This window comes from Pseudomonas sp. RIT623, from assembly GCF_004519305.1.
Classification (GTDB): domain Bacteria; phylum Pseudomonadota; class Gammaproteobacteria; order Pseudomonadales; family Pseudomonadaceae; genus Aquipseudomonas.
Genome location: NZ_SOZA01000039.1, coordinates 1 through 19,990, shown reverse-complemented (window position 1 = coordinate 19,990; position 19,990 = coordinate 1). Strand labels below are relative to the sequence as shown.

Here is a 19,990-nt window from a genome sequence, read left to right as displayed (position 1 = left end):
CATGAGCCACTGGCAACTGCTGGAACTCAGCGAAGATGCCGATGCACGCAGCATCAAGCGTGCCTATGCCCGGCTGCTCAAGCAGCACCGCCCGGACGATGACCCGCAGGCGTTCCAACGCCTGCGCGAAGCCTACGAGAGCGCCTTGGCCGAAGCGGCCTGGCGGGCCGAGGATGATCAGCAGGTGCTTGCCGCGCCTGCGCCGGCAAGCCCCCCCAGCGCGCAATCCACGCCGCCAGCGCTGCCTCTGGAACAGATCGCCCCCACACTCGCCACCAGCCCGCCGCAACCGTCCCTGGCGCAGATGCAGCAATGGCTGGCCGACGGCCAGGAGCGCCAGGTCATCGACGCGCTGCACCTGTGGCTGGCCAGCGAGTGGCTGGTTGCGCTCGAACGCCGTGAACAGTTCGAGCAGGACCTGCTGGCGTGGCTCGAGTCGGCGCCCCAGTGGTCCCCGGCCTTCTTCGAACGGGTGTGCCAGGCCATGGGCTGGGACGCAACCCAGGGCGCGCTGCCCTGCGCATACTGGCGCTGGAGCGGCCTGATCCAGCGATGCGAACAGCACGCCCTGGAAGTCGCCGTGCGGCAGAACCTGGACCGGTTCGACGCCGACCCCGAGCTGTACCGGGAAACCGCCCTGCTGCTCAAACCCATGAGCGACCGCCAACGCCGCAGCCTGGCCGACCTGTTCCACGACTACGATTGGCAACGTTTTAGCGAGCTCGCCCAAACCCTCGAATACCAGCACCCCGAGCTGCCCGCGCGCCTGGACCTGCAGCCGCTCGACAACTGGCGGCAGTGGCTGCCGGCGACCAGCTATTTCGGGGTATACGCGTTCCTGTGGTTCAGCCTGTCGCTGCTGTTGCTGGCAACGCTGGTTACCCACCCCAACAGGCTGGGAAGCAGCGCCCTGCTGCTGTCGCCGCTGTTCGTCGCCGCCGTGGTGTTCGTGGGCATGAAGGTTTACCGGATCTGGACGTTCCTGGCGGTGCTCTTGGCGCCGCTCGATGTGCCGCTGAGCCGCTGGATGCTGCCACCGACCTGGTATCGGCAAAGTGCCGGGCTGCTGGTGCTGCGCCATGTACTGCCCAGCGCCGCGCCGGCCGCCCTGGCGTTCGTATGGTGCAAGGAGGTGCCCTGGCTGCAGTGGAGCAGCCCCCTGTTGATGTTCGTGGGCACGCTGTACTTCACCCACCTGGCCCTCAGCGGCGGCAGGGTGCCGCTGTGGGACCGGCTACGAGCTGCCATCATGCGCCCACTCCGGCGTTTGCCCTGGCACCTGCTGCGCCGTGAAAACGTGCTGATCTGCCTGGCGGTGATCGCGACGGGGATCTGGGTCTTTATGCGTGCCAAGCCAGGCCTTTAAGGGGATGTTTTGCAAATACCTCCAACAAGGCGCGCGTGCTTTTTGTGCTTAAGCAAGGCGTCTTGACCAGACTAGCCCAGCTACGGCGAGGAGCGACAACGTAGCATGAGCGCAAGAAGCGCCGCCAATAGGCGGCGTGATTTGTGCAACTGGCCACCCCGCACGTCTCCCCGCAGGCGCCGCGCTGGCGGTTGCAGCCTTGCCCTAACCGCTGCAACCGCCCTCCTCTCAGTTAAGCTCCGAGCGCAGTACCCGCACCGGCACCGACTTGTACGACGGCGTGCCGCTGTCCGCATCAATGTAGTCCAGCGGCACCAGCTGGTTGGCCTCGGGATAGTAGGCACCGACCGATCCCGGCGAGATCTTGTACTCGATGGCGGTGATCCGCTCGTAGCGCATCTTACGCCCGTGGGTGACCGTCTCGATGTCCACCAGGTCGCCATGGGCCAGGCCACGCGCCGCCAAGTCCGCCGGGTGCATGAACAGCACGTCGCGGCGGCCGAACACGCCGCGATAGCGGTCGTCCAGGGCATAGATGGTGGTGTTGTACTGGTCATGGCTACGCAAGGTGATCAGGCGCAGCACATCGTCGCCCTCGACCTCCTTGTCCTCATGCAAGCCTGGGAAGACGAAGAACTCGGCCTTGCCCGACGGCGTCATCCAGATCCGCTCGGTGGCCGGCAGCGGCATGCGGAAACCGCCCGGCACGCGGATGCGCGCGTTGTAGTCGTCGAAGCCTGGCAGGGTTTTCTCGATCAGGTCGCGGATCTTGTCGTAGTCGGCGCCCAGCTCCAGCCAGGGCACGAGGCTGTCCGGCAAGGTCGCGTTGGCCATGCCGGCGATGATCGCCGGCTCCGAGCGCAGGAACTCGGACGCGGGGGTCAGTTTGCCGGCAGAGGCGTGCACCATCGACATCGAGTCCTCGACGGTAATCGCCTGGCGCTCGCCGTTCTGCATATCCAGTTCGGTGCGCCCCAAGCACGGGAACAAGTAGGTTTCCTTGCCCACCAGCAGGTGCGTACGGTTGAGCTTGGTTCCAATGTGGACGCTCAGGTCGAGCTTGCCCATCGCCGGGAAGCATTGGCCCGGGTCGGGCAAGGCCACGGCAAAGTTGCCTCCCAGGCAGATCAGAGCCTTGGACGTGCCGGCAATCATTGCCTGCATGGCCTGTACCGAATCGTGTCCGTGCTCGACAGGCGGTTTGAAACCCAACACCTGCTCGATCTTCTCGAGAAATTCGGCCGCAGGCTTCTCCGTGATGCCCACCGTGCGATTGCCCTGCACATTGGAGTGGCCGCGCAACGGGCAGATGCCAGCACCAGGTTTGCCGATATTACCGCGCAGCATCAGCAGGTCGCAGATCAGCCGCACGTTGGCGGTGCCTTCGTTGTGCTGGGTGATACCCATGCCGTAGGTGACGATGGTGGCGTTGGACTTGGCGTAGGCCGCGGCCACTTTCTCCATCTCGGCCTTGCCCAGGCCGCTGGCGTGTTCGATATCGGGCCACGCGGTTGCCAGCAGGTCGGCCTTGAGCGCCTCGAAGCCGTTGGTGTGCTGGGCGATGAATTCGAAATCGAGCACCTGACCGACCGAGTCCTCCATCTCCAGCAACGCCTTCATCACCCCCTTGATCGCCGCCGCGTCGCCTCCAGCCTTGACCTGCAGGTAGGTCGAGGCGATCCGGGTGGAGCCATAGGTGGCCATCTCGATCATGTCCTGCGGATCGGCGAAGCGCTCCAGGGCCCGCTCGCGCAATGGGTTGAGAACCATGATCGGCACCTTGCGCCGCGACACTTCGTGCAGCGTGCCCATCATCCTCGGGTGGTTGGTGCCGGGGTTGTGGCCGATGGAGATAACCAACTCGCACGCGTCGAAATCGTCCAGCGACACTGAACCCTTGCCCATGCCGATGGAGCGTGGCAGGCCGACACTGGTCGGCTCATGGCACATGTTCGAGCAGTCGGGGAAATTGTTGGTGCCCAGCGCCCGGGCGAACAGTTGGTACAGATAGGCTGCCTCGTTGGAGGCGCGCCCGGAGGTGTAGAACTCGACCTGGTTCGGCGCCAGCCCGCGGAGAATCTCGCCGATGCGGGCGAAGGCCTGCTCCCATTCCACCGGTTTGTAGGTGTCGCTGGCGTGGTCGTAGACCAACGGGTGAGTCAGCCGGCCAAGGTCCTCCAGCTCGTAATCGGTGCGGTGCAGCAACGTCGCCACTGGGTGGTTGGCGAAGAACTCGGGAGTGACGCGCTTGTTGGTCGCCTCCCAGGTCACCGCCTTGGCGCCGTTCTCGCAAAACTGGAAGGTCGACTTGTGCTCCTTGTCCGGCCAGGCGCACCCTGGGCAGTCGAAACCGTCCGGCTGGTTGGTGCGCATCAGGGTCAACGGCGCCTTGAGCGTGTCCATCTGCTCGCGCACCGCCGTCGCGGTCGCCTTCAAAGCCCCCCAGCCACCGGCCGGACCATCGTAGTTGCGTACTCCGGGTACCTTGCGTCGCGTCGCCATGGTCGCTCCTCGGGCGCTGTACGCAAAGCCTTGGCTGACCTTCGTCTCAAGGCTTTGCGTACAGCGCCTAAACTATTTATAGGCATCGGCTATAAATAGTTGGTTGCGTAATAAGCCGCTGTTCTAGCGGGACCTAGGGCATCACAAGTTGCAATAGCCATTGCCAAGCGTACAACCTGTCGTGATAAACACAACGCCGGAAAGTTTCCGCCGACAGCCGGGCGGCGTAACTTTAAAAGTTTGCGCCGCTACAAAAATCATGATCTAGAATCAAGCCACACCCCCTCGACATGTCAAGGCAACGGATCGATGCCCGCTCATCTTTCGTTGCGCCTCCATCACAACTCGGCGTAGCAAAACGCCCTGTGAGGCACAGACCACATGGACACATTCAGCTCCACAGCGCTTGATCTGGCCCGTATCCAGTTCGCCTTCACGGTGGCGGTGCACATCATCTTCCCGGCCATTACCATCGGCCTTGCCAGTTACCTCACGGTACTCGAGGCGCTCTGGCTGAAGACCGGGCGCGATGTCTACCGTGAACTTTACATGTTCTGGATAAAGATCTTCGCCCTGAACTTCGGCATGGGCGTGGTTTCCGGGCTGGTCATGGCTTACCAGTTCGGCACCAACTGGGCGCAGTTCTCTTACTTTGCCGGTGGCATCACCGGGCCGTTGCTCACCTACGAGGTGTTGACCGCGTTCTTCCTCGAAGCCGGGTTTCTCGGGGTGATGCTGTTTGGCTGGGAACGGGTGGGCCGTGGCCTGCACATGTTCGCCACCGCCATGGTGGCGCTGGGCACGTTGATCTCGACGTTCTGGATCCTCTCCTCCAACAGCTGGATGCAGACGCCACAGGGCCACGCGATCATCGATGGCCGCGCGGTGCCGGTGGACTGGCTGGCGGTGATCTTCAACCCTTCGTTCCCGTTCCGCCTGGCGCACATGGCCATTGCCGCGTTCCTCGCCACGGCGTTTTTCGTCGGTGCCTCCGGTGCCTGGCACTTGTTGCGCGGCAAGCACCTGGAGCCTGCGCGAACCATGCTGTCGATGGCCTGCTGGATGGCCCTGGTGGTAGCGCCGATCCAGGCCCTGGTGGGCGATGCCCATGGTTTGAACACCCTGGAGCACCAACCGGCGAAGATCGCCGCCATCGAGGGCCACTGGGAAAACGTCCCGGGCGAACCGTCGCCGCTGATCCTCGCCGGCTGGCCGGACATGCAGGCCGAGAAGACCCACTTCGCCATCGAGGTGCCGTACCTGGGCAGCCTGATCTTGACCCACAGCCTCGATCGGCAGATCCCCGCGCTCAAGTCGTTCCCACCCGAGGATCGGCCCAATTCCACGGTGATCTTCTGGACCTTCCGGCTGATGGTGAGCATGGGCCTGCTGATGATCCTCGCCGGGCTGTGGAGCCTGTGGTTGCGCCGCGGCGACAGGCTGCACCGCTCGCCGCTGTTCCTGCGCTTCATGCTGGTGATGGGCCCCTCGGGCCTGATCGCCCTGATCGCCGGTTGGGTCACCACCGAAATGGGCCGACAACCGTGGGTGGTCTATGGACTGATGCGTACCAAGGATGCCGTGTCGCCGCTGACCACCGCCGAAATGAGCATCAGCCTGGCGCTGTTCGTGCTGGTGTATTTCGTGCTGTTCGGCACCGGCATCGCCTACATGCTCAAGCTGGTGCACAAGGGGCCGCAGCCACATGCCGGCGAACACGCCGTCGACGGGGGCGCGGGCCAGGCGAAAACCCCAGCCCGGCCCCTGTCCGCGGCGGACGATCACTGACCCTGTCGCAGGCGACTGCAACCTGAGGAGCGAAAGCCATGGGCGTCGATATCACCTTGATCTGGGCACTGATCATCATCTTTGGCGTGATGATGTACGTCATCATGGATGGCTTCGACCTGGGGATCGGCATACTTTTCCTGGCGATCAAGGACAAGGACGAGCGCGACGTGATGATGAACACCGTGGCTCCGGTGTGGGACGGCAACGAGACCTGGCTGGTGCTGGGCGGTGCCGGCCTGTTCGGGGCGTTTCCGCTGGCCTATTCGGTGATCCTCAGCGCCCTGTACCTGCCCCTGGTGCTGATGCTGCTGGGGCTGATCTTCCGTGGAGTAGCCTTCGAGTTCCGCTTCAAGGCCAGCGAGCGCAACCGTCACTGGTGGGACAAAGCCTTCATCGGCGGCTCGATCGTCGCCACTTTCAGCCAGGGCGTGGCGTTGGGTGCCTTCCTCGACGGCATCCCGGTGGCCAACAACCTGTACGCTGGTGGCTCGCTCGACTGGCTGCGGCCATTCCCGCTGTTCTGCGGCTTCGCCCTGCTGCTGGCCTACGCGCAGCTGGGCAGTACCTGGCTGATCATGAAGACCGAAGGCCGCCTGCAGGAGGAGATGTACCGCTATTCGTCGTATTTCATCTGGGGCCTGCTGGGCGCCATCGCGGTGATCAGTCTGTGGACACCGCTGGCCCACCCAGAGATCGCCCAGCGCTGGTTCAGCCTGCCCAACCTGTTCTACTTCCTACCGGTGCCACTGCTGCTGCTGTTCTGCTTCATCAGCACCCTCACCACCCTGGCGCACCGGGCCACCGCTTCACCATTCCTGTTGACCCTGCTGATCATCTTCCTAGGCTACAGCGGCCTGGGCATCAGCATCTGGCCCAATATCATCCCGCCGACGGTGTCCATCTGGCAGGCGGCGTCACCGCTCGCCAGCCAGTTGTTCGCCTTGATCGGCGCGCTGTTCATCCTGCCGTTCATCCTCGTGTACACCGCCTGGAGCTACTACGTGTTCAGGGGCAAGGTGAAGGTGGGCGACGGGTATCACTGAGAGCCTGGGGCATCGTCCTGGATGTACCATCCCCGCTACCCAGGGCGTGCCTGCTATTGGGCATGCACGGCATACGCGCGCTCAAGCCGGTCGAAGCGGGACTTGTCCAACAACCGCTGGCGCTCGGCGAACGACACCACCAGGGCAGGGTCCTCGTCCAGGCGCCCTTGCTCGAACAAGCCCGTCAATGCACGTTGCAGGCCCAGCACGGCCCCCTGCAGGCCAGCATTGGCGTACAGCACCATACCGTAACCCAGTGTGGCGAGCTCGGCACGGCCCAACACCGGCGTCTTGCCGCCAATGACGATGTTGATCAAACTCGGCGTGCGGAACAGCCCTGGCAGGCGATGGACATCCTCCAGGCGCTCGGTGGCTTCGATGAACAGGATGTCAGCTCCAGCCTGCGCATAGCGATGGGCACGCTCGACTGCGCAAGTCATGCCTTCCACGGCGCCAGCATCGGTCCGCGCGATGATCATCAGGTTCGGGTCTTCGCGAGCATAAACCGCGGCCTTTAGCTTACCGACCATCTCTTCGCAACTGATCACTGCCTTGTCGTCGAAATGCCCGCATTTCTTCGGCAGTACCTGATCTTCGAACTGGATCGCGTCCGCTCCGCTGCGCTCCAGGACCCGCACCGCATGACGCACGTTCAGGGCATTGCCGAAGCCGGTATCGGCATCGACGATCAAGGGCAGCGCGACGCTGTCGCGCACCCGGGCCGCATGGGCCGCCATCTCGTCCAGGCCAACGAACCCCAGGTCGGGCAGGCCCAGCGACATGTTGGTGACGCCGGCACCGCTCAGATACAAGGCCTGGAAGCCGACATCACTGGCAATCCGAGCGCTCAGGGCATTGAACACGCCGGCTACCAGCAGCCCCTGGCGTGCTTCGACCTGACGGCGGAACGCGGCTCTGCGCTGCATGCTTGAATCAGTCATGGAAACACCTCATTGAGAGAACTTGAACAGGCCCTGGGCGGTGTGGCGCAACACATTCAAGCGCGCCAGCGGGTCCGGCACCCACTGCGCCAGGGACGCTTTCGCGGCGGCGAAATCGACCCACCGGCGGTGCTGGGTATGTGGCCAGTCGCTGCCCCAGAGCAGCCGCGAGCTGGAGAAGGCCTGCAGTAACAAGCCGCTGGCGCGCTCGCCGAACGCCTGCCCGGCAGGGTCGGCATGCGTTGCTGCGCAGCGATAGGCCCCAGACAACTTGACCCACACCTGGCCGCTGTCGCCCTGGCCCAACAGGTATTGGAAACCTGGGTCGGCGGTGCCCTGCCGGGGCTCTGGACGGCCGAAGTGATCGACCACCACCTTGCAGCCACTGCGCAGCATGGCGTTGAGCAGATAGGGCAGGTCCGCAGCCTGACGCTGCACTTCGATATGCCAGTCCAGCGCCTTGATCCGTGCCATGAAGCGCTGCCAGGACGGCTGCGCCAGGTCTGGCAACGCGGTGCCCAGCAGGTTCAGGCGCACACCGACCACACCGCAGCTGGCCAAGGCCTCGAGCCGGGCCTCGGCGATTTCCGGTTCAACCACCACCACTCCACGAAAACGCTTGGGGTAACGCGCCAGCATGCCCAGCAGGAAGGCATTGTCGGTACCGAGAAAACTGGGCTGCACCAGCACTCCATGGGAAATTCGCTGCGCTGCCAGTTGCCGCGCATAGTCATCCACCGTGGCGCTGTAGTCGGGTGTATGACGCCGTTCGCGCAACATAGGCAGGCCCTGCACGAAGACATGGGCATGACCATCGATGGCGCTCACCGACACGTCCGTGCCGGCATGCCAGCGATCGGCGAAGCCGTCGCCATCGGCGCCTGCCGCTTCGAGCGGCGATCTGCTCGTGACCTCGACGTCCCTGTCCATTACACGCTCCTTGCTGCCCAAGGCATTGGATCCAATCCATGGCGCCATCCTATGAAAACCATGGATTGATATCTATTATGCGAACGATCAAAAAACATAACGTGAGCGTATGGAAACCCGACATCTGCGTTATTTCCTGGCGATTGCCGACAGCGGCAGCATCACCCGCGCCGCCGAACAACTGGATATCGCCCAGCCTGCCCTGAGCCAGGCCCTGGTCCGCATGGAAAAGGAGCTTGGGGTCAAGTTGTTCGAGCGCTCACGCCGCGGCGCAGTGTTGACCCCCGCGGCCAGCGCCATCATCGATGACCTGCGCGCCAGCCTGGCCAGAATCGACGCCGCCACGCAGCGCGCCCGCGCCATCGGGGCCAAGCGCGCCGGGCGCCTGATCATCGGCTTCGTGTCCACGGCACTGTTCGGCACCCTGCCCCGTGCCCTCGACCGTATGCAGGCACGCCACCCCGGCGTCGACATGGTGTTGCGCGAAATGAGCAACGCTGAACAGGCCCTGGCCCTGCAACGCGGCGAAATCGACATCGGCCTGCTGCATACGCCGGTGTCGATCCAGGGCAACATGCGCGAACAACGCATCAACCAGGACCCCCTGATCGCGGTGCTGCCCAGCGACTATCCTGTGGGCGAGGATGGCAAGGTCGGCCTGGCGCAGCTCGCGGCCACTGGCCTGGTGTGGTTCCCCGAACAGCAGTTGCCGCTGATCCGCAACGCGATCCTCAGCACCTTCCGCCGCCAAGGCCACCCCATCGAGATCATCCAGGAAGCCAACCGCACCCTGACGGTGGTGGCCTATGTCGCCGCCGGGCGTGGTGTCTCGCTGCTGCCGGCCACGGTGCAAGCCCTGCATTTCGAAGGCACTCGCTACAGCCAGATCCGCGACGGCGCCGACCTGCCGCACTTCGAGCTCAGCGCCATCTGGCCGGCGCAGTCCCGCGTGAGCATGGCCGATCACTTTGCCGAACTGCTGTTCGAGCCATGAGCGCAGCGCCGCCGTGCCCAACGTGAAACAATCCGCTGCCTCGCGGCAGCGGATTGTCATGGCAGGCCAGTTGCGCAACGGGCACCCGGCACGTCTGCCGGGCACCGCTGCGGCCAAGGGCTAGCGGGCGCTGGCCGACACCCCCTCTTGGGCGGCCTTGGCGCCGTTGATCAACGGCCCATAGCGCCGGCTGAACTCCTGGTTGTAAGGCACGTGGTCCTTGTTGACCCCACTGTCCCAATTGACCGACCAGGTCATCAGCCCCTTGATCTGCACGCCTTTGGCATACAGGCGCTTGAACGCATTGGTCAGCGCAGTCGGGTTGCTCACATAGCCGGTGGCTGCGGCGTCAACGTTGGCCGGCAGGCCAATCACCAGCTTGTCGGCCGGAATCCGGGTGAAGCCGCGGGTGCCAGTGGCCAGGCTTTCACTGAGATAGAAGAGAAAGTCCTCTTTCAGCGCCTCGTTGTTCTGGGCAATCCAGGCGCCGCGGCCATTGTTGGCCTCCTCGACCCACAGCCCATCGCCACCCTGGTTGTAGAACTGCGGGGCAATGAAGTCGTAGTACCCCTCCAGTGCCTTGAGGTAGTCGACGTAGCGCCCGGCGCTGGTCAGGTAGGGGAACTCCGGCGCCATGCTGATGATGAAATGCTTGCCCTGGGCCTTGTAGTGGTCCTTGACCAGCTTCAGCGCGGCAGGCAACACGGTCTTGTTACTGGCGAAATCAATCGCGCTCTGTTCAAGATCGATGTCCAGCCCATCGAAACCGTAGGTTTCCACCAAGCGAATGATTTCGTTGGCCAATGGCTGCTCATGTCCTTTGTTCAAGGCGATATGCGCATCGGCGCCGCCCAGGGACATCAGCACCGCCCGGCCCTGGCTGTTGAGCACGCCCACCTGGCGGCGGAACTCGGCGTCGGACAGGTTGTACGGCTTGAAGGTCGGAATGCCGCTGCCTTTCATGAAAGCCACCGCCACCACGTTGTAGTCGCGCGGTACCTCCTCCAGGCTCATGTTGGCGAACTGCCCGCGTTGGTAGCCATCGGCAGGGCCGGCCGGCCAGTTGTGCCAATAACCCATGAGGATCTTCTTGCCATCCAGGCTCGGCATGCGCGAGGCGGCATCGTCCAGCCGCGAGGCGTGCTGGGTGAAGTCAATAGTTACCATGTTCCAATCCTTTAGAACGTATGGATGATGGGTCGACTTACTGGAAGTCGACGTCGAAGGCCTGGTAGAAGGCGTTGCCGGTATTGGCGACGATCCACATCAGCACGATGACGTGACGGCCTTTCTTGTTGGCCGGCAGCTTCACTTCGTGGTCGACCTTGGCCTTCAACTCGCCGGCATGACTGTAGTACGGCACCTGCGGGTAGAAGTCCTCGGCGAAGGGTTGCGCGTCGAGTTGCGCGCGGCTGATGCGCTGTTTCGGGTCCCAGCCATCCTTGGTGATCAGCCAGCGATAGCCGCGGGTGGTGTGCGGCGCGGTGTACCTCCAGGTCACCTTGAACACTTGCCCGGCGTCGACATTGATCAGCGGCCAGGTGAAGGCACGGTTGAGCTTCTTGCTCATTTCCTCGTCGGTGAAGTTGACGCAGTCGCGGGCGTCGGCCTTGCCGCCGCTGAGGATGTAGCCATCGGCCGGTGGCGCGACGCTGGGGTTGTCGGTTTGGAACGGCGCGGGGAACGGACCGGCGGCCAGGGCCGGGAAATTCTTGCCGCCTTCCATTTCATCGACCTGCCAACCGCTCAGTACACCGAGATCGATGGCGACCATGCCGCGGGAGGCTGGGGTGGTGACACGACCGTGACGCAGTGGGCCTTGGGTTTGTGGTTTGTTCATGGGTATTGCTCCATTGAGTTTGAGAACTCTCCCTTTCCAAAGGAGAGGCCTTCACCCTAACCGAGCTGGTTTTTCTGTCCACGGGGTGCTTTTGGGGCCGCCAGCCCCCTGATGCGCGCATCTCCAGCAAATACTGGATATTTATACAGTATTGATAGCATTCACTGACTCGCGCTGAAGCGAAAGTCCTACATGCCAAGGGGATACCTGCCGATGTCGCGGCCGATCCACGCATCCTCTGGGAAAATCGGATTGAACAGGCGCGCCCGGCCCAAGGCCTAACGCAGGTCAGCTACCTCGAAGGAGCGCGCCATGCCCCCAGCAACCCGATCCCTACGTCGATGAAGCCCCCACGCCCCCGGCGAGCCGGTGCCCAAGCCTGAACCCGAGCTGCCAGCCCCGCCTGGCCCGAGGGCCAGGTCCCGCCTGAGGAGCAATCCGACGGTTGATTCATTGTGCTGCATGCGTGGGAGATGAAATCCGTTCGACCCGAGACCTGCGCGTGACGCCCAGCAACCGCACCTTGCGCAATCATTACCGGCAACCAGGAGGCACGCCACATGAACGATCGCATCACCCGCTTTTTCACCGACACCACGCTATTCGGTATCTCCATCCTCAACCTGCTACTGGCGCTGGGCGCCGCCCTGCTGACCTTCGTCATCGCCCGCGCGGCCATTGGTTTGCTGCGGCGGCGGGTGCAACGCTGGTCGGAGCATGACGGCGCCATGAGCCAGGTGCTGGCCAAGGTCCTGGCCGGCACCAGCAACGGCTTGCTGCTACTCGCCTCGCTGCTGGTGGGTCTGGGCATGCTCGACCTGCCCGAGCGCTGGCTGAACCGGGTCGGCAGCCTGTGGTTCGTGGTCGCCGCGCTGCAGATTGGGCTGTGGGCCAACCGCGCCATCGGCCTGGGCCTGAGCCGCTACTTCAGCCGCCAGCGCAGCGCCGGCTTGAACCAGGGCAGCGCCCTGGCCACCCTGTCGGCCTGGGGCGCACGGGTGCTGCTGTGGTCGGTGGTGCTGCTGGCGATGCTGTCGAACCTGGGGGTGAACATCACCGCCTTCGTCGCCAGCCTCGGCGTGGGCGGCATCGCCGTGGCGCTGGCGGTGCAGAATATCCTCGGCGACCTGTTCGCCTCGTTGTCGATTGCCGTGGACAAGCCCTTCGAAGTCGGCGACTTCATCGTCATCGGTCCACTGGCCGGCAGCGTCGAACACGTTGGCCTGAAGACCACGCGCATCCGCAGCCTGGGCGGCGAGCAGATCGTCATGGCTAATGCCAGCATGATCGGCAGCACTATCCAGAACTACAAGCGCCTGCAGGAACGGCGGATCGTCTTCGAGTTCGGCCTGTCCTACGACACCCCCACCGAGGCGGTGAAAAAAGCCCCGGGCATCGTCGAGGAGGCGATCAAGGCCCAGGACCAGGTGCGCTTCGACCGCGCCCACTTGCGCGGCTTTGGCAAGGAAGCGCTGGAGTTCGAGTGCGTGTACATCGTCAAGGACCCCGGCTACAACCTGTACATGGACATCCAGCAGGCCATCAACTTCCGCCTGCTGGAGCGCTTCTCGCGGATTGGCGCCAAGTTCGCCGTGCCGGTACGGGCGATCAAGGTCACGGCCCTGCCGCAACAGGCCAATATGCAGAATCTGGGCTAGGCAAGGCACAACCGCTGTAGCGGCCTGGCGAACCAGGCGACGCGGTGCATGGCACCGGCTGTGCCGGTGTTCGCCGGCAAGCCGGCTCCTACGCCGTCTGCGACCGGCACCCCTTGTAGGAGCCAGCTTGCTGGCGAACCAGGCGCCACGGTAGCGCGGTGCAATCATCCCCTTCAGCCCAAGCCATACTGGCGCAGCGCCCGGCGCAGGTCGCGGGTGCCAACCACACCCTCACGCGCCAGGGCCTGCAGGGCGACGAAGGTGATCCAGTCGCGCCCCAGGCCCTGGCCAGAAGCCAAGGTATCTGCCCCCAGCGCGGTGAACGGCGCATCGACATGCGCGGCCAGCTGGTTCACCACGAATGCGTCGTAGCCGGTCACCGCCACCACTGGCACCCCTGTGCTGCCCAGGCACGCCTCCAGGTGCGAACGCCGCGCGGCGTGTTGCCGGTGATTGCGGTTCCAGCGCAGTACCGCCGCCGCCTCGCGGGCCACGCGCGTGTAGCTGGGGCAGCTCCACACCTCGCAGGCCACGCCCCAATCCTGGGCAAGCTGGCGGGCAGCGGCGCGAACCTCCTGGAGTATCTGCCCCGCCCCCAGCAAGCGCACCTGCGGGGCAGCACTGCCGCACAGCCGGTACATGCCGCGGTAGGCATCGCGGCGGTCGCAATCGAGGGTTTCATCCGGCGCATCGTGCAACGTCAGGTAGCAAAAACCCGGGCGCCCCTCCAGGTAGAACTCGCGCAGCGCCCCGGCCATGATCGCCTGCGCCTCGGCCCCACAGGCCGGATCGAACGGCAAGCAGTGCCAGTTGGCAGCCAGCCACAGGGGTAACCAGGGGTGCGCGCCCTTGGCCCAGCGCGAAGGCAGTGCCTCGATGTCGTTGAGGATGATGCCGCGATCGGCGGTCTGCGCGGTCAACATCTCCAGGTGGGCCGAGGTGGCCGAGCGGGTGAAGTAGAACAGTGGCCGCTCATCGTTGCGCGCGCTGTCGCTGAACCACAACGGCCAGGCACTGATGGCCAGGCCCGGTTGCTCGGGGTCGGCGCGGTCGTCGATCAGCCAGAACTGGCCGTGGCTATGCTGATCGCGCCGCAGTGTCTCGACCAGCCCGAGGGCCGCCCGGCGTGGCGAACCGGGCTCGAGGGCCGTGTGTTCAAGGCTGCGCAGGCAGGCCGCTGCCGCCTGGCCGGTGTGTTGCGTGCGTTGCAGATGCAGGGTGTCCATGGGGCGTCCCTCCCGATACCGCCCTTGCACGGGCGTGGTGGATGAGGCAATCTGATTGCAATTGCAATCAAAAAGGTAACACCGATGAAGACCTCCGCGCCACTGCACCTGTACACCGCCGACACCCCCAACGGCCAGAAGATCTCGATTGCCCTGGAAGAGCTGGGCCTGGCCTATGGGCAGACCTTCGTCGACCTGAACAAGGGAGAGCAGAAGACCCCGCAGTTCCTGCGGCTGAACCCGAACGGCAAGATCCCGGTGCTGGTCGACCAGACCCGCGACCTGGTGCTGTTCGAGAGTGCAGTGATCCTTACCTACCTCGCCGAACGGCAAGGCGCGCTGGCAGGCGACAGCGCCGATGAACAGCGCGTCGTGCAGCAATGGTTGTGTTTCCAGATCGCCAGCGTCGGCCCCATGCTCGGGCAGCTCTGGTGGTTCCGCCACGGCTCGACCAGCGACAACCGCGAGGCGCTGCAGCGCTACACCCGCGAGGCGTTGCGCTTGTATGGCGTGGTCGAGCAGCAGTTGGCCGAGCGGCCATTCATTGCCGGCGAACGCTACAGCATCGCCGACATCGCCCTGTTCACCTGGCTACGCAGCCACGAGGAACTGGGCCTGGACCTGCAGCCATTCCCCGAGGTACGCGACTGGCTCGAGCAGATCGCCCAGCGCCCGGCGGTCAGGCTTGGCCTGGCCCGCTCGGGCGGCTACGCCTGAACTCAAGCCTGGGGCTCGGCCAGCAACTGCGCTGCCGGTTCGCTCGCCTGGGCCCGATGGGTGGTGGCCACGAAGTCTTCCTTGCGCAGCAGCAACAGCGCCAGCAGCGAGGCGACCCCAGTAGCCACGTAGAAGTACCAAGGCGCGGAGATATCACCGGTGACCTTGATCAGCCAGGTGGAGATCAACGGCGCGCTGCCACCGAAGGCGGCCACCGGGATGTTGTAGGCCACGGCAATGCCGGTGGAGCGGATGCGCGTGGGCAGCAGCTCGCTCATCAGCGCATAGGTGGACGATGCATACAGCCCGAACAGGATCGCCACCGCCATCAGCGGCCAGAACAGCGTGGCCGGCGTGGCACTGGGCGCGGCCTTGAAGAACCAGTACATGGCCAGGGTCGCCAGCACGCCGATCACCATCAGGAACGGCTTGCGCCCGTAACGGTCGGTGAAGGCGCCGCCGAACGGCATCACCAGCGCCGCCGACAGGCTGGCGACGAACACGTAGAGCAAGGTGGTGCCGCTGTCGAACTTGAGGGTGTTGGACATGTAGGTCGAGGCGAAAGTCAGCACCAGGTAGAAGATCGAGCTGTGCAAGGTGATGATGAAGAACACCAGGGCAATCGCCCGCTTCCACTGCCACACCTCGCGCAGCGGCGCCTTGGAGGTCTGGCCGGCCTCGACCAGGGCGACGAACTCCGGGCTGTCTTCGAGCTTGAGGCGGATATACAGCGAGATGAAGCCCAGCGGCCCGGCCACCAGGAACGGAATGCGCCAGCCCCAGTCCTGCATCAGCTCGGCGCCGAGCATCCAGGTCATGCCGTTGGCCACCACCCCGCCCAGCACCAGGCCCAGCACCGCGGTCACCATCAGCCAGCAGGTGGCGAAGCCCCGCCGCCCGGGGCCGGCGTACTCGGAGATGAAACTGGTGATGGTGCCGATTTCACCCCCGGCGGAGAAGCCCTGCACGCAGCGGATCAGCACCAGGATGATCGGCGCGGCGATACCGATGCTGGCGTAGGTCGGCAGCAGCCCAAGCAGGAAGGTCGAGCCGGCCATCATCACCAGCACCGTGACCAGCGTCTTGCGCCGGCCGATCTTGTCGGCCAGCGGGCCGAAGAACAACCCACCCAGAGGGCGGATGAAGAAGCTCAGGGCAAAGGCCGCGAAGCTCGCCAGCAAGCTGCTGGTGGGGTCGTCGGAGACGAAGAAGGCCTTGCCGATGTACAAGGCCAGGAAGCCATAGACGCCGTAGTCGTACCACTCGATCAAGTGGCCCGAGGTGGCGCCGAGAAACGCCCGGCGCCGCTGGCGCAGGGTATTGGAAGGTGACATGCCCATCACGGGAACTCCTGTCGTGAAACTGTCCATGAAAATGCAGCGGTTCAGCATTGGTGTGGGGTTGTATTGGTGAAACACCGCACTACGCCAAGGGCTTGGTCGGGTCCTGCAACCACTGGCGCAGGCGGGTTTTCAAGATCTTGCCGTAGCTGTTCTTCGGCAGCTCGGCACAGAACAGGTACTTCTTCGGTTTCTTGAACGAAGCCATGCGCGCCAGGAACCACTGGTTCAGCATCTGGGCATCGAGGCTGGCGGGTGAACGTGAGACCACGAAGGCCACCACCGATTCGCCCCACTCGGCGTCGGGCTCGCCCACCACACAGGCTTCGAACACCTCGGGGTGCTGCATCAACACCTCCTCGACTTCTCGAGGATAGATGTTGCTGCCGCCAGAGATGATCACGTCCTTGCTGCGGTCGGTGAGTGTGAGGTAGCCCTGGGCATCCAGGCAACCGATATCGCCGGTGCGCAGCCAGCCATCCACCAGGGTGGCCGCGCTGGCCTGCGGGTTGGCCCAATAGCCCTGCATCACCGCCGCGCCGCGCACGGCAATCTCACCGGCCTGGCCGGGCGCCAGGGGTTCGCCGGCAGCATCGAGCACGCGCACCTCAACGCAAGACTGGGCGCGGCCCACCGAGGCGGCGACGGTCGACCAATCCGCTTGGCTGCGGTCGGCAATGCGCGCGCGGGACAAGGCAGTGATGGTCATCGGGCACTCGCCCTGACCGTAGATCTGCACCAGCCGTGGGCCAAAGGTGTCGAGGGCCTGGTCCAGGTCAGCCAGGTACATCGGGCCGCCACCGTAGACGATGGTCTTGATGCCTTCGCCGGTATAGCCCTGGCGGCGGGCTTGTTCGACCATGCGCTTGACCATGGTCGGCGCCGCGAACAGGCTCACCTGGCCCAGCGCCTGGGCCAGCTCGAACAGCTCCTCGGCCTGGAAACCGCGCGACTCGGGCACCACGTGCCGGGCGCCGCAGCGCACATGGATGAAGTTGTACAGGCCAGCACCGTGGGACATCGGCGCGGCATAGACCACGGCATCGTCGGCCGCCACCGGGTCGACGTCCAGCGGATAGCACAGTGACATTGCCACCAGGTTGCCATGGGACAGCATCACCCCCTTGGAGCGCCCGGTGGTGCCAGAGGTGTAGAACAGCCAGGCCAGGTCGGCATCCAGGCACGGGTGCGGCGCCAACAGCTGGTCACCCGCCACTGCCGCGTCCTGGGTAGGCGCCGCCAGCTCACGGCAGTCGTCAGGAAGGGCATCGAAGACGGCGCCGTCGTCGGTGTAGATCAGACGCGCCCCGGCATTGCCGGCAATCCAGGCGGCCTCCAGGGCGTGCAACTTACTGTTGATCGGCACCGCCACCGCTCCGCTCCACCAAATGGCGTAGAGCAGTTCGAGGTAGCCGCAGCTGTTCTTCATCAGCAGCGCCACCCGCTGGCCCGGCGCGATGCCGTGAACCTGGCGCAGCTCCAGGGCCCGAGCCCTGACCCGGGCGGCGAACCCCTGGTAGTCGGCGACCTGGCGGGTGCCTTCGAACAGCGCCGGGCGAGCGGGCCAACGTTGCGCCGCGTCAAGCAGCCAATGGGCGATATTCATGGTCTATACCCGCACCGCCTGCAACACGCTGGCATAGTTGGCCACGGCCATGCCGCCCATGTTGAACAGCAAGCCGAATTCCGCCGCCGGCACGCCCAGGCCGATAGGCCGGCCCGTCAGTTGGGCAAAGCCCAGGGCATGCATCGACACCCCCGTGGCCCCGACCGGATGGCCCTTGGCCTTGAGCCCACCCGACAGGTTCACCGGCAAGCGCCCGCCCTGGCGCACGATGCCGTCGTCCAGCGCGCGGTGCCCCTCGCCACGCGGCGCCAGGCCCATGGCCTCGTAGATCAGCAGCTCGGCGATGGTGAAGCAGTCGTGCACCTCGGCGAAGCTCAGGTCGTTCAGGGTCACTCCCGCCTCGCGCAGAGCACCATGGATCGCCCGCTGCGGTCCCTCGAAGGCCAGCACGTCGCGTCGCGCCAGCGGCAGGAAATCATTCACGTGGTTCATCGCGCGGATCGCCACCTGCCGACGCATGATGCGAGCACGCTTGGGCGAAGCGAGAATGATCGCCGCCGCGCCGTCGCTGATCAGCGAGCAATCGGTCAGGCGCAACGGCGGCGCGATCAGCGGATTGCTCGGCGACACGTTGTTGCAGTGTTCGAAATCCATCACCCGGTGCATCTGCGCCAGCGGGTTGGCCATGGCATTGGCGTGGTTCTTCACCGCAATCGCCGCCATCGACGCCAGCGGGCTGTGATAGCGTTCGGTATATTGCTGCGCCACCTGGCCGAACAACTGGGGGAAGCTCAGCCCGGTTTCATCCAGGCCGTGCTGGTAGCCAGCCCCGGCCAGGGCCTGAGTGACTTCAGCGGTGCTGTTGCTGGTCATTTTCTCCGCGCCGACCACCAGCACCAGTTCGGCGGCGCCGCTGCGGATGGCATTGATGCCCGCCTGGATTGCCGCCGCACCAGAGGCGCAGGCGTTTTCACAGCGGCTGGCGGGTTTGAAGCGCAGTCGCGGGTCGGCTTGCAGCATCAGCGACGCCGGGAAACCGTCGGCTACCAGGCCCGAATTGAAGTGGCCGAGAAACAGCGCGTCGATCTCATCGGCGTCGATTGCGCCGTCCGCGAGGGCGTCGCGGGTGACCTGGACAATCAGGTCTTCGAGGTTTTGCCCTTCCAGGCGACCGAACTGGCTGTGCGCAGCCGCGACGATGGAGACTGAATCATGGAACATGGTGATATTCTTCTGTCCTTGAAGCGAGTATTCCCTACAATGGGCCAGCGGCCGAACCCCAGGCTAGTTGGGGCAACTACGTACGTGAGTAAGTAGTGGGCGCTATCCGGCATGACCCCAAGCACCGAGGCAGGACGCCCGATGACTGTCGACACCCTTCCCCTGCAGGACCTCGAGCGCATGGCGTTCCAGGCCTCTCCGGCCCCACAGATGGTCACCGCCCATCGGCGCATGCTCGATTGCAACCAGGCCTTCGTGCGGTTGTTCGGTTATGAGCGGGAGGCACTGCGCGGCAACCTGACCTTGCTGCTGTACCCCTCCCATGCGGATTACCAGAGTATCGGCGAACGCAGCGAGCACTGGTTGAAGACCGGCCCGGGGGCCTTCTATACCGATGAGCGCTTCATGCAGCATCGCAATGGCGAGGTGTTCTGGGCGCGCGCCCATGGTTTCACCTTGACCCTGGACGACCCGTTCAAGCTGATGGTGTGGCATTTCGAGCGGCTCGATCGGCAACCGGCGCCAGCGGTGCGATTGACGCCGCGAGAGCGGGAGATTTCGTTGCATATCGTCAATGGCTTGACCTGCAAGGAAGTGGCGCGGGAACTGGGGATTTCCCATCGCACGGTGGAGGTGCATCGGGCGCGGTTGATGAAGAAGCTACAGGCCAAGAACAGCGCGGAGCTGGTGTCGAAAATCATTTTCATCAGTTGAGTTCGCCCAGGGCTGCCCCCTGACACCCACCGCTCACCCTCACCCCAATGCTCTATCCAGCCCGTTTCATCGATCACGCTGATGATCACTATCACCCCGTCCACCTGTTGAACACGCCGAACCGGCTTTTATAATCGCGT

Annotated in this window: 16 protein-coding genes; 7 read left to right on the top strand and 9 right to left on the bottom strand. The window is 64.5% G+C overall.

Going from position 1 to position 19,990, the window contains the following annotated elements; all coding sequences use genetic code 11:
• The first annotated feature begins 1 nt into the window (after position 1).
• On the top strand, positions 2 to 1,366 hold the full coding sequence (locus E3U47_RS20800; protein WP_134693492.1) for a J domain-containing protein: 1,365 nt from the start codon (positions 2 to 4) through the stop codon (positions 1,364 to 1,366).
• Positions 1,367 to 1,594: 228 nt separating this feature from the next.
• Here E3U47_RS20800 and E3U47_RS20795 read toward each other — a convergent pair whose 3' ends face one another.
• Entirely contained in the window at positions 1,595 to 3,868 is a 2,274-nt protein-coding gene (locus E3U47_RS20795; RefSeq protein ID WP_134693491.1) for an FdhF/YdeP family oxidoreductase, read from the bottom strand.
• A 381-nt stretch (positions 3,869 to 4,249) separates the two neighbouring features.
• Between E3U47_RS20795 and E3U47_RS20790 the strand changes: the two genes are divergently transcribed.
• Together E3U47_RS20790 and cydB are read left to right on the top strand one after the other, a co-directional pair.
• Positions 4,250 to 5,656, top strand: coding sequence for a cytochrome ubiquinol oxidase subunit I (locus E3U47_RS20790; protein ID WP_134693490.1), 1,407 nt, complete (start codon positions 4,250 to 4,252; stop codon positions 5,654 to 5,656).
• 38 nt (positions 5,657 to 5,694) lie between these two features.
• Positions 5,695 to 6,702, top strand: coding sequence for a cytochrome d ubiquinol oxidase subunit II (cydB, locus tag E3U47_RS20785; protein WP_134693489.1), 1,008 nt, complete (start codon positions 5,695 to 5,697; stop codon positions 6,700 to 6,702).
• 53 nt (positions 6,703 to 6,755) lie between these two features.
• Here the strand turns inward: cydB and E3U47_RS20780 are convergent, their stop codons facing one another.
• Both E3U47_RS20780 and E3U47_RS20775 read right to left on the bottom strand, forming a co-directional pair.
• Complete coding sequence (locus E3U47_RS20780) at positions 6,756 to 7,643, bottom strand: oxaloacetate decarboxylase (protein ID WP_134693488.1); 888 nt, start codon at positions 7,641 to 7,643, stop codon at positions 6,756 to 6,758.
• A gap of 9 nt (positions 7,644 to 7,652) precedes the next feature.
• Positions 7,653 to 8,573: an amidohydrolase gene (locus E3U47_RS20775; protein ID WP_134693487.1), complete on the bottom strand. Its 921-nt coding sequence runs from the start codon at positions 8,571 to 8,573 to the stop codon at positions 7,653 to 7,655.
• A 109-nt stretch (positions 8,574 to 8,682) separates the two neighbouring features.
• Between E3U47_RS20775 and E3U47_RS20770 the strand changes: the two genes are divergently transcribed.
• Complete coding sequence (locus tag E3U47_RS20770) at positions 8,683 to 9,567, top strand: LysR family transcriptional regulator (RefSeq protein ID WP_134693486.1); 885 nt, start codon at positions 8,683 to 8,685, stop codon at positions 9,565 to 9,567.
• Between the two features lie 120 nt (positions 9,568 to 9,687).
• On the opposite strand, the gene E3U47_RS20765 is transcribed toward E3U47_RS20770, so the two are convergent.
• On the bottom strand, positions 9,688 to 10,734 hold the full coding sequence (locus E3U47_RS20765) for a chitinase (RefSeq protein WP_134693485.1): 1,047 nt from the start codon (positions 10,732 to 10,734) through the stop codon (positions 9,688 to 9,690).
• A 37-nt stretch (positions 10,735 to 10,771) separates the two neighbouring features.
• On the bottom strand, positions 10,772 to 11,407 hold the full coding sequence (locus E3U47_RS20760; RefSeq protein WP_134693484.1) for a lytic polysaccharide monooxygenase auxiliary activity family 9 protein: 636 nt from the start codon (positions 11,405 to 11,407) through the stop codon (positions 10,772 to 10,774).
• Positions 11,408 to 11,967: 560 nt separating this feature from the next.
• Between E3U47_RS20760 and E3U47_RS20755 the strand changes: the two genes are divergently transcribed.
• Positions 11,968 to 13,065, top strand: coding sequence for a mechanosensitive ion channel family protein (locus tag E3U47_RS20755; RefSeq protein ID WP_134693483.1), 1,098 nt, complete (start codon positions 11,968 to 11,970; stop codon positions 13,063 to 13,065).
• Between the two features lie 173 nt (positions 13,066 to 13,238).
• Here the strand turns inward: E3U47_RS20755 and E3U47_RS20750 are convergent, their stop codons facing one another.
• Positions 13,239 to 14,291 (bottom strand): pyruvate dehydrogenase, encoded by a 1,053-nt coding sequence (locus E3U47_RS20750; protein WP_134693482.1) that lies wholly within the window; start codon positions 14,289 to 14,291, stop codon positions 13,239 to 13,241.
• 84 nt (positions 14,292 to 14,375) lie between these two features.
• Between E3U47_RS20750 and E3U47_RS20745 the strand changes: the two genes are divergently transcribed.
• Positions 14,376 to 15,008 (top strand): glutathione S-transferase family protein, encoded by a 633-nt coding sequence (locus E3U47_RS20745; RefSeq protein ID WP_134693481.1) that lies wholly within the window; start codon positions 14,376 to 14,378, stop codon positions 15,006 to 15,008.
• A 2-nt stretch (positions 15,009 to 15,010) separates the two neighbouring features.
• On the opposite strand, the gene E3U47_RS20740 is transcribed toward E3U47_RS20745, so the two are convergent.
• The 3 genes from E3U47_RS20740 to E3U47_RS20730 form a co-directional block, all read right to left on the bottom strand.
• Positions 15,011 to 16,348 (bottom strand): MFS transporter, encoded by a 1,338-nt coding sequence (locus tag E3U47_RS20740; RefSeq protein ID WP_134693480.1) that lies wholly within the window; start codon positions 16,346 to 16,348, stop codon positions 15,011 to 15,013.
• Between the two features lie 82 nt (positions 16,349 to 16,430).
• Positions 16,431 to 17,954 (bottom strand): class I adenylate-forming enzyme family protein, encoded by a 1,524-nt coding sequence (locus tag E3U47_RS20735; protein WP_134693479.1) that lies wholly within the window; start codon positions 17,952 to 17,954, stop codon positions 16,431 to 16,433.
• Positions 17,955 to 17,957: 3 nt separating this feature from the next.
• Positions 17,958 to 19,136: an acetyl-CoA acetyltransferase gene (locus tag E3U47_RS20730; RefSeq protein WP_134693478.1), complete on the bottom strand. Its 1,179-nt coding sequence runs from the start codon at positions 19,134 to 19,136 to the stop codon at positions 17,958 to 17,960.
• Positions 19,137 to 19,277: 141 nt separating this feature from the next.
• Between E3U47_RS20730 and E3U47_RS20725 the strand changes: the two genes are divergently transcribed.
• Positions 19,278 to 19,850 (top strand): LuxR C-terminal-related transcriptional regulator, encoded by a 573-nt coding sequence (locus E3U47_RS20725; RefSeq protein WP_134693477.1) that lies wholly within the window; start codon positions 19,278 to 19,280, stop codon positions 19,848 to 19,850.
• Positions 19,851 to 19,990 lie beyond the last annotated feature (140 nt).

Coding starts and splice junctions, on each gene's coding strand:
- E3U47_RS20770 (WP_134693486.1), top strand. CDS start 8,683: ATGGAAACCCGACATCTGCGTTATTTCCTGGCGATTGCCGACAGCGGC.
- E3U47_RS20780 (WP_134693488.1), bottom strand. CDS start 7,643: ATGACTGATTCAAGCATGCAGCGCAGAGCCGCGTTCCGCCGTCAGGTC.
- E3U47_RS20725 (WP_134693477.1), top strand. CDS start 19,278: ATGACTGTCGACACCCTTCCCCTGCAGGACCTCGAGCGCATGGCGTTC.
- E3U47_RS20745 (WP_134693481.1), top strand. CDS start 14,376: ATGAAGACCTCCGCGCCACTGCACCTGTACACCGCCGACACCCCCAAC.
- E3U47_RS20790 (WP_134693490.1), top strand. CDS start 4,250: ATGGACACATTCAGCTCCACAGCGCTTGATCTGGCCCGTATCCAGTTC.
- cydB (WP_134693489.1), top strand. CDS start 5,695: ATGGGCGTCGATATCACCTTGATCTGGGCACTGATCATCATCTTTGGC.
- E3U47_RS20765 (WP_134693485.1), bottom strand. CDS start 10,734: ATGGTAACTATTGACTTCACCCAGCACGCCTCGCGGCTGGACGATGCC.
- E3U47_RS20775 (WP_134693487.1), bottom strand. CDS start 8,573: ATGGACAGGGACGTCGAGGTCACGAGCAGATCGCCGCTCGAAGCGGCA.
- E3U47_RS20755 (WP_134693483.1), top strand. CDS start 11,968: ATGAACGATCGCATCACCCGCTTTTTCACCGACACCACGCTATTCGGT.
- E3U47_RS20795 (WP_134693491.1), bottom strand. CDS start 3,868: ATGGCGACGCGACGCAAGGTACCCGGAGTACGCAACTACGATGGTCCG.
- E3U47_RS20760 (WP_134693484.1), bottom strand. CDS start 11,407: ATGAACAAACCACAAACCCAAGGCCCACTGCGTCACGGTCGTGTCACC.
- E3U47_RS20750 (WP_134693482.1), bottom strand. CDS start 14,291: ATGGACACCCTGCATCTGCAACGCACGCAACACACCGGCCAGGCGGCA.
- E3U47_RS20800 (WP_134693492.1), top strand. CDS start 2: ATGAGCCACTGGCAACTGCTGGAACTCAGCGAAGATGCCGATGCACGC.
- E3U47_RS20735 (WP_134693479.1), bottom strand. CDS start 17,954: ATGAATATCGCCCATTGGCTGCTTGACGCGGCGCAACGTTGGCCCGCT.
- E3U47_RS20740 (WP_134693480.1), bottom strand. CDS start 16,348: ATGGGCATGTCACCTTCCAATACCCTGCGCCAGCGGCGCCGGGCGTTT.
- E3U47_RS20730 (WP_134693478.1), bottom strand. CDS start 19,136: ATGTTCCATGATTCAGTCTCCATCGTCGCGGCTGCGCACAGCCAGTTC.